Source organism: Flavobacterium phragmitis (genome assembly GCF_900112575.1).
GTDB lineage: Bacteria > Bacteroidota > Bacteroidia > Flavobacteriales > Flavobacteriaceae > Flavobacterium > Flavobacterium phragmitis.
In genome coordinates this window covers 645,691-653,955 of record NZ_FOMH01000001.1, presented here as the reverse complement: position 1 = coordinate 653,955, position 8,265 = coordinate 645,691, and the positions used below count along the sequence as shown (strand labels likewise).

Below are 8,265 nucleotides of genomic sequence, written 5' to 3'. Positions count from 1 at the left end.
CTTCGAGGGATTTACAATAACAACAATGACAAGCGCATTGCCATGACCAAACTGGCTCATTGGTATAGAAATGTAGAGGAATCAGGTTTTAAAAATTTTAATATCCTGCTCAATACCATAACCATTAATTACAAATCAATCTTGAACTATTTTGATAACAGAAGCACAAATGCTTCGGCTGAATCTTTTAATGCTAAAATAAAAGCTTTTAGAGCGCAGTTCAGAGGGGTTAGAAATATAGATTTTTTCTTATTCAGATTATCCAATCTTTTTGCTTAATCCCCAACTTTTGAACCTGATCCGATTTTTTCTACGGTTGCGCTCATAAACACAAAGTTCGCAAAGCTATATGAATAAAACTTTGCGAACTTTGCGAACTTTGCGCTCTTTGCGGTTAAACCTCGAAAAGTTTATATAAAAAAAATGCCTCTCAAATGAGAGGCATTTTTAACAACTTAGGCGGTCTGGACGGGACTCGAACCCGCGACCCCATGCGTGACAGGCATGTATTCTAACCAACTGAACTACCAAACCCTGCGTTATTGCGAGTGCAAAAATACAACAGATTTTCGTTTCTGCAAGCGTTTTTGCGAATAAAAATTGAGAAATTTTTAATTGGCTAAATTCCAATATTTTAAAAATTCAGATTTTAATCAAAAAAGAAGAAGTTTCTTTCTTTAATAAAATCTAGATATACATTACAGACAAAAAAATCCTTTAAAAAACTTAAAGGATTTCATCATTACCTATTTCATTAAAAGAAACTGATAAAGCGTCGTCTGCTTATACGTTTCTCCCGGTTTTAATGTTGTTGATGGAAAATTTGCGTGGTTTGGAGCATCCGGATAATGCTGTGCTTCCATACAAAATGCATTACGATAATTGTATTGTTTTTTGTCTTTTCCAATAATTTTACCATCGAGAAAATTACCGCTATAAAACTGAAGGGCAGGTTCTGTGGTAAAAACTCTCATTTCGATTCCGGTTGAAGGTTCAGCAACTATGGATGCAAGGGTAAATTCTTTGCCGGTTTTGTTTAAAATCCAATTATGGTCGTAGCCTTTTCCGTATTTTAAATCTATTGTTTTTTCGTTTATTCTTTCTCCAATGGTATGAGCCGTTCTAAAATCCATTGGTGTATTGGCAACATTCTGAATTTTGCCTGTCGGAATCAAAGTACTGTCTGTCGGTGTAAAATTATCGGCATAAATAGTCAGGTTATGCGAAAAAATATCGCCGTTTCCTGCTCCTTTCAGGTTAAAGTAAGCATGGTTGGTTAAATTTACAACCGTTTCGGCATCGGTTTGAGCCCAATACTCTATTTTCAATCCGTTGGTTTCTGTGAGCGTATAAGTTACTTTTATATTTAAATTTCCTGGAAATCCTTCTTCACCATCTTTTGACAGGTAACTCATTTCAACTGCATTTTCTCCATTTTGGGTTGTAAAAGGGCGTGCATCCCAAACTACATTTGCATATCCTTTTTTACCTCCGTGAAGCGTATTGGGCCCATTATTTTTAAACAATGTATAGTTTTTTCCATTAAGGCTAAACTGACCGTTAGCGATTCTGTTGCCATAACGCCCCACTATAGCTCCAAGATATTCTCCGTTTTTAAGATATTGATCTATTGATTCATGCCCTAAAACTACATCTGTAATTTTTTTGTCTTTGTTAGGAACAGACAATGCTACCACACGTGCTCCATAATTGGTTATCTGACAAACGACACCATTTTTATTTTGCAATGTATAAAGTGATACTTGTTTACCATCAACCTTTTTTTCAAATTTTTCTTTGACCAATAACTCTTTATTGGCATCTTTACAAGATATCATTACTGCACTTATAAAGGCTGTTAAGATAATAAGCGTTTTTTTCATTTGTTTTCCGAAATTTAGTTCATGTTTATTTGGATTGTTTTTTTCTGGTATTTTTCTTTATCTGCAGGAAATTCAACTTTAAATAAGGCAAAACCATCGGCTGTTTTTTTGACAAATTCAACTCCTGAACAACTTGCAGGATTACGATCTAAAAGTAATTTAAACGTATAAGTGTTACCGCTTTTTCCTTCAAGGTCAATTTTAAAAACGGAACCGTTTAACTGTTGTTTTAAAATCCTGAATCCTTTTGACTCGGCCATAAACTCAGGTTTTCCGTAACTTGCCAATGTCGACAATCCTGTTTTTTGCAAAACAATTTTAATTTCTGTATTGGAATTAACTGCTAAAGTTTCGTTCAGTTTTACGTCCAGATATTCGTTGTTATCCATAATGGTGTAAGGAACATTTTTTCCGTTTACCGATATATGATCGATTTTAGATCCTAACGGAAGTGTGGGCTGAAAATTCAACTGAAAGTTTTGAGCCGAGTTGAAATTATAAACCCATTCTGTACCGGATTGTCTTTTGAATTTGAAATCAAAGCTGTTTTTACCGAATTTGATATTTGAAGCTTCAAACGAATCCCAGTCAAAAGGTAATCTTGGTGCCAGTGTAGCGGTGTTTTTCAATGCATCCGGGCGGTAGCCTAACATTCCTTCAAAAACGGGTTGCAAAACCATGGTTTCAGACCAGCACTGATGTGAGGTTACACCACTTGTACGATAGGTTTCGCCGTTCATAACCTCAACAGCATTTCCTAACGAAAAATCTTTATAGTTCAGCAAATTGTTCATGATGTTGGTAAAACCCTGATTGTAACGTCCGGTTTGATATTCGGCAAGCGATGTCCAGCCTGTAAACAACGGCCAAACGCTCCCGAAATGGTAACTTCCTGCATCGTATAACGGGCTTTTGTTGCTTATCATTCGCATTCCCCAATCGGAAGCATATAAATTTGATGCAAATGATTCGGTCATGGTTTTGGAACGTTCTTTATCTAATACATTAAAATAAACGGGAACTGTGGTCAAGATGATTAAATCTTTGGTAAAAGAACCGTCTCTGTATTTTCCGTAATTATAGTAGTTGTCTTTGTTCCAAAATTCTTCAACAGATTGTTGTGTTTTTTTATAGTCTGTCAAATATTTCTGAGACAGGGTTTCCTTTCCAATTTCTTTGGCAATGTAGCCGGCATCTTGTAACGCTTTTGCCCAGATTCCGGAAAGGTAAAATTCGGTATGTGCCCCAAAGAGTTTTCCGCCTTCGAGCCAGCCGTGCCCAACATTTGATATTTCTATTAAACCATCTCCATCTGTATCGGTTGAGTAACAAAAATCCATTGCTTTTTGTATGGCTCCCCAATTCGAACGAACAAATTCTATATCGCCTGTATAACGCAGGTATTGAGCAAACAAAATGACAAATAAAGGCGTGGAATCTGATGCATCATAATGAACGGAACCGCTTGAGGTTAATTCGTGATAAATTTTTCCGTCGACATTCTGGAATTTTATAAACGTTTTTAATACTTGTTTTACGATGTCAAAATCGCCATAATTGATGGATGCCAGACTTGCCCATTCGGCATCACGACCAAAATACCAGGCATAACCGGGTCTTCCGCTTACTTTTTGAGAACCGTCCCAGCCTCTTGCTGTGGTCGAATATCCCGCCATAAGCGAAGTTCCTATTTCTGGAGTTTCTACTTTGAATTTTGAGGCTCCTAAAATAGCCATTTTATAACCTTCGTTAAAATCAGCGTCAGGAGTATTTATGTTTACAACGCTTTTTAGGAGTGTTTCATAATAGCTTTTTGCCTGATTGAGTACATTTTCGGCATCGTTGATGTTATTTTTATACTCAGTAAGTGTTTTAGCAATTCCTTCATTTCCTGAAGCAAAACAAATATCAATCGACGAGCTGTTTTTAACATCATTTGTTACCAAAAATGCGGTTTGAAGTTTGGTTGTCGGAATGGTTTCCCATTTTTGATTTATAAATTTAAAACCATCAAACTGTCCGCCCAAAAGCAATTTCCCAGTAGCATTTGACCCTATTACCGATACAAATTCTTCTTTTTGATCCGAAACTATTATGGTGTGATTTTTTTCAGAAAAGGTATAATTTAACGATCCTAATGCGCCTTCGTCATAAGGCCACATGTAGCGCAGGTTGCTTTTTACAGAATAAACCAAATTATCGATATTCCCGTTTTTGTCCCATTGATAATGTACAATGCTGGCGGGTTTATTGATGTTTGTGGTGATAATTTCTTTTAGCTCAGTTCCGTTAGGTAATTTATAGGTACGAATAACGGCTTCGGGATGCACTTCGAATTTTGGTGTTATATTTTTTAGCCAGCAAATAGTATCGCTTGTTGCTGTTTTTACGCCAACAGAAAAATCACGAACAGACATTACCGGATGTGTCCAGATTTCTTCAATTCCTGCTTTTTCTTTTCCCATTAACACGCTGTGTTTCCCTGCTATGTCAAAATAGTTGTTGGTAGCATTTCGGCTTAACGAAAGTGCCGAAAAATTAGGTTTCCAAACTGTTGATGGGTTTACTTTTATATCTTCAACTGGTTTGTTGTTTTTCTCAATTTTAGATTCTTCATAACTCCAGAAATATTGTTTTTCTTTATCAAATTTTCCGCTTAAATAATTAAGACAATTCGCTGTAAACTTTTCTAATTCAATAGCGTTAAAATTTTCAGAGGCATAATAAGCATAGGCTCCTATAGCTAAGACTTTCCCTTTTCCAAAAGGGGTTTCCCAAAGCAGTTTATTTTTATCATCGTAGGTAATATAAGCCCAGTCGATGCCAATAACTTTGCTTCCTTTTGCTGTTGGAATATTTTTATTAAAAAAACCAAGTGTTCTTGCGGTTAAGTCTTCTTTGGCCTGCCAGATATAAGCGCCACCATGCATTTCTGTAAATAACGGATGGGTCCTAAAACCATGAAAACCTAATTTTCGCCCGAAACCTTCATCAACTACGGTGCGGTGTTTTACTTCGACAGGTGTTTTTTCGATTTCCCATGAGTTAAGCAATTTTACTGCATCGAGTGTCAGGATCATTTTACCGCCCTGAGTGAGATATGATTTTACCGCTTCTTTTATTTTTGTTTCAGATGCAGAAACTTCAAGAGTATCAGGTCGATGGTACCAAACAATTTGATAATCGTTAAGTTTTGATTTGTTCTTAGCTACTTCATCGAGCTTAATTTTTTGAACGGTATAATTGGCTTTATGCGAATCAAAGAATTTTTGCAAAGCGGTATATTCAACTGCCTGTTCTTTTTTTCCGTTGACCAACAAAGCAACTTTAACAGGAGGTGAAGCCCAGGCCATACCTGAAAAAAGTATGGTTATTATGAGGGCGCTGTATTTTAATATTTTTTTCATTTTTTCATGCATTTAGTATTTGCTTTTGGCAATCATTCAGAACTTTAAATAAATCAAATTGAACTTGACCGATGTTTTTTAACGCATTACACCGGCTTTGTTCAATCTGACTTACTAACTAATAAAAAATAATTAAAACTGATATTATTTGGTCCCGTCAACTACACAACGGAAGCCAACGGTTGCATTTCTTTCAAATCCTTGTGAAACACGAAGCAGGTACTGACGATAGAATAATTCGCGTGGTCCGCCCTGAACATACCACCAGCTTGAAGATGGCAGGAAGTAACTACCACCTTTCATCATAATGTAACGGTAGGTTCCGTTGTCGTATAAGTCGTTTGTTAATTGCCATACACAACCCGTAAGGTCTTCTAAACCGTAAGGATTTGCTCCTTTTGGATATTTCCCTACCGGATATAATTTACCATCACCCAGATTACAACGGTCTTCGGCAATTCCTTTTATTTTCCAGACTGAAAGGGTGTTTGTTACCGGTTCTTCTATTTTTTGTATTGGCTCTTTTTGTAACCAAGGCCAGGTATTTCCTTTGTCTGTTTGAGCAGCATATTGCCATTCAACTTCGGTAGGCAAACGTTTTCCTGCCCATTTTGCATATGCTTTAGCATCTTCATAAGACACATAAATTACAGGGAAATTTTCCTGCCCTTTTACAATTTTTCCGCCTTCCCAATGTTTCAGGAAGTTGTTTGCATCCGTTGGTTTGTAGTTTGTTGCATCGATAAACTCTTTAAACTGAGCATTGGTTACCGGATATTTATCCATGTAATAGGTTGGCATGCTAATTTTTTCGTTTACCAATGTAGGAGATTCAGGATAAGGAATAAAAGTATCTCCTACTCCGTATTGATTGCACATAAAATTTCCAGCCGGTATTTTCACCATTCCTTTAGGCGCTTTGCTTGCCGGGTTTGTGCGTTCTGTATTGCTCGTTAAACGTGCAGATCCCGGTACTGTTTTTACAATACGCTCGTCTACCAATTCGTCATTATCATCAAAAGCTTGAACTATGAATTTTCCGTGGAAATCAGGGAAATAATCAAATAAACGAATGGTTTGTTTATTGGTTTTAAATTCTTTGTACTCTTTTGCATAAGATGGCATTCCTGCCCAAATGCGTACTTTGGTTCCTTTTGAAGAAGAAAATGTCAACTGGTCATTTCTTAATTTTACATCCAAACTATTTGCCAAAGATGCAATGGCCGTACCCGAACCTTCATTATTGGTGCCAATATCCGTTTTATTAAAAGAGGATGTTGTAGCCGGTACATACCATTTGTTGTCTTTTTGCTTTAAAGTAAGTTCTTCGTGATTGAAGATATCCACGTAATGTGTATCCGGTTTATTGTCTACTGCAAATAGTAAATCGCTGAATCCTTCCGGTATTAAACTAAAAACGGTGTAAATGGTTTTGTTTGCATTATCCCAACGGTTTACAAAAATATTGTCTTTTAATGTTGGCAATAATGGCGTATAATTCTGGCTGATAAAGTTCGACGTATTTTCTCTTAAAACTCGTGATGTTTGACCTAACAAAGCATATTCTTCGTTAACCCATTCCGGATTTCCGGGTGCAAAAAGGTTCAATTCTGTTCCATATCCGTTAAAGAAAGCCACATACAGCTCACGGTTAATGCGCTCCTGACCAATATCGGTAACTCTGAAAATAGCAAAATCGGGTTTAATAAATTTGTTCAAATTCAGCATTGGCGGATAGTACAAGGCATTGTGAACTCTTCCTGACGGAATTCCCTGCATGTCTTTTGGCACTGCCATTCCTTCGCTGTACATAATAACTCCGGGCTGTGCATTATCGGCCGCATTTTGTAATTCTTTGCTTGAACCTCCTTGCGTATCCAATACAACTCCGTCAACACCCACTTTTTTAATAATGTTGGTCATTCCGTCAAAATGGCCTTCGCTGCTGCGAGTACTTCCATCCCAAGGGTTGTAACAAATGAAAAAGTGAGTTCCTAAGTCGTGACAGGTATTTGATATTTCGTGCAATTTGTCAAATCCGCCCGGCAAATCCCTGAACATATCCCATTGGTTACGCTGGTCCATTCCAAGAGTTGGCCAGGTTGGCCAGATACCGTAAACATCGCTTCCTCCGTAAAGTTTTTTTGCTTCTTCCAGAAATTCTTTTACATGGTATTTTCCATCTTTAGAATCATAAAAACGACGGTCCCAGGTCATCATCAGGTTTACCACATATTTGTTACGGAACCATTGTAAATCTTTTCGCCCCATAATCGAATTATCGAAAGTGTTTGGTTCTACATCATATAGCATTCGTTTTTGAAACATAAAACGCAATCCTTCCTGCCAGTCGCCCTGATAATCGTCTGCCCAAAGTGTGTAGGTCACTTCTCCGGCATTAGGATATAAAACGGTTTCAAAACGTTGTGTTTTTCCGTTTTTAACCGATTTTCTGTCACGTCTGGTTAGGGCACAGATTCCGTTATTTCCTGTTGTTGGAATGGCTGTAAAACCTAAATCCCATGAATTATCTGGAACAATTACATTTACTGGATCATATCCCGGACGAAATAAATAGGTACGTGATAATTCATGATTTCCTTTTCCGGTGATATAAGTGTAGTTGGCAGATTCTCCAAAAGGCACTACATTATGGAGTTTAATGGTGTCTTTGCTTATATTTTTAAAAGTAAGGGTTGCTTTAATTCCGTAACCGTAATCTACTTTGGTATAACTAACACTGATTTTATTATCGACTTCGGTGGTGTTGTTGTTTGTTTTTCCCTGCGTGGTGTTGTAAAGGGTTTCGCCAATTTTAAACGAAACCAACGGCAATTTCTTTCCATTTAGTGCTACTCCTTCTTTGCTTGTCAACACAGCTGTTTTTACAGACTGTGATTGTCCGGTTATTGACAGAAGAAAGCAGACAATTAGTGTGCTGATTTTAAAATGTTGATTCATAATATATTTTAATT

At 37.0% G+C, this 8,265-nt stretch carries 4 protein-coding genes and 1 tRNA gene; 1 reads left to right on the top strand and 4 read right to left on the bottom strand.

All coding sequences use genetic code 11. The features are described 5' to 3' along the window. Positions 1-279 (top strand): transposase (locus BM289_RS02920; protein WP_244165308.1); only part of this gene is annotated, 279 nt, incomplete at its 5' end. Between the two features lie 181 nt (positions 280-460). On the opposite strand, the gene BM289_RS02915 is transcribed toward BM289_RS02920, so the two are convergent. From BM289_RS02915 to BM289_RS02900, 4 genes are all read right to left on the bottom strand, one after another. After that, positions 461-534, bottom strand: a tRNA-Asp gene (locus BM289_RS02915). 212 nt (positions 535-746) lie between these two features. After that, on the bottom strand, positions 747-1,883 hold the full coding sequence (locus BM289_RS02910; protein WP_091490684.1) for an aldose epimerase family protein: 1,137 nt from the start codon (positions 1,881-1,883) through the stop codon (positions 747-749). Between the two features lie 14 nt (positions 1,884-1,897). Continuing rightward, positions 1,898-5,290 (bottom strand): GH116 family glycosyl hydrolase, encoded by a 3,393-nt coding sequence (locus BM289_RS02905; protein WP_167365374.1) that lies wholly within the window; start codon positions 5,288-5,290, stop codon positions 1,898-1,900. Positions 5,291-5,434: 144 nt separating this feature from the next. Beyond that, complete coding sequence (locus BM289_RS02900) at positions 5,435-8,251, bottom strand: formylglycine-generating enzyme family protein (protein ID WP_091490682.1); 2,817 nt, start codon at positions 8,249-8,251, stop codon at positions 5,435-5,437. Between the last annotated feature and the right edge of the window lie 14 nt (positions 8,252-8,265).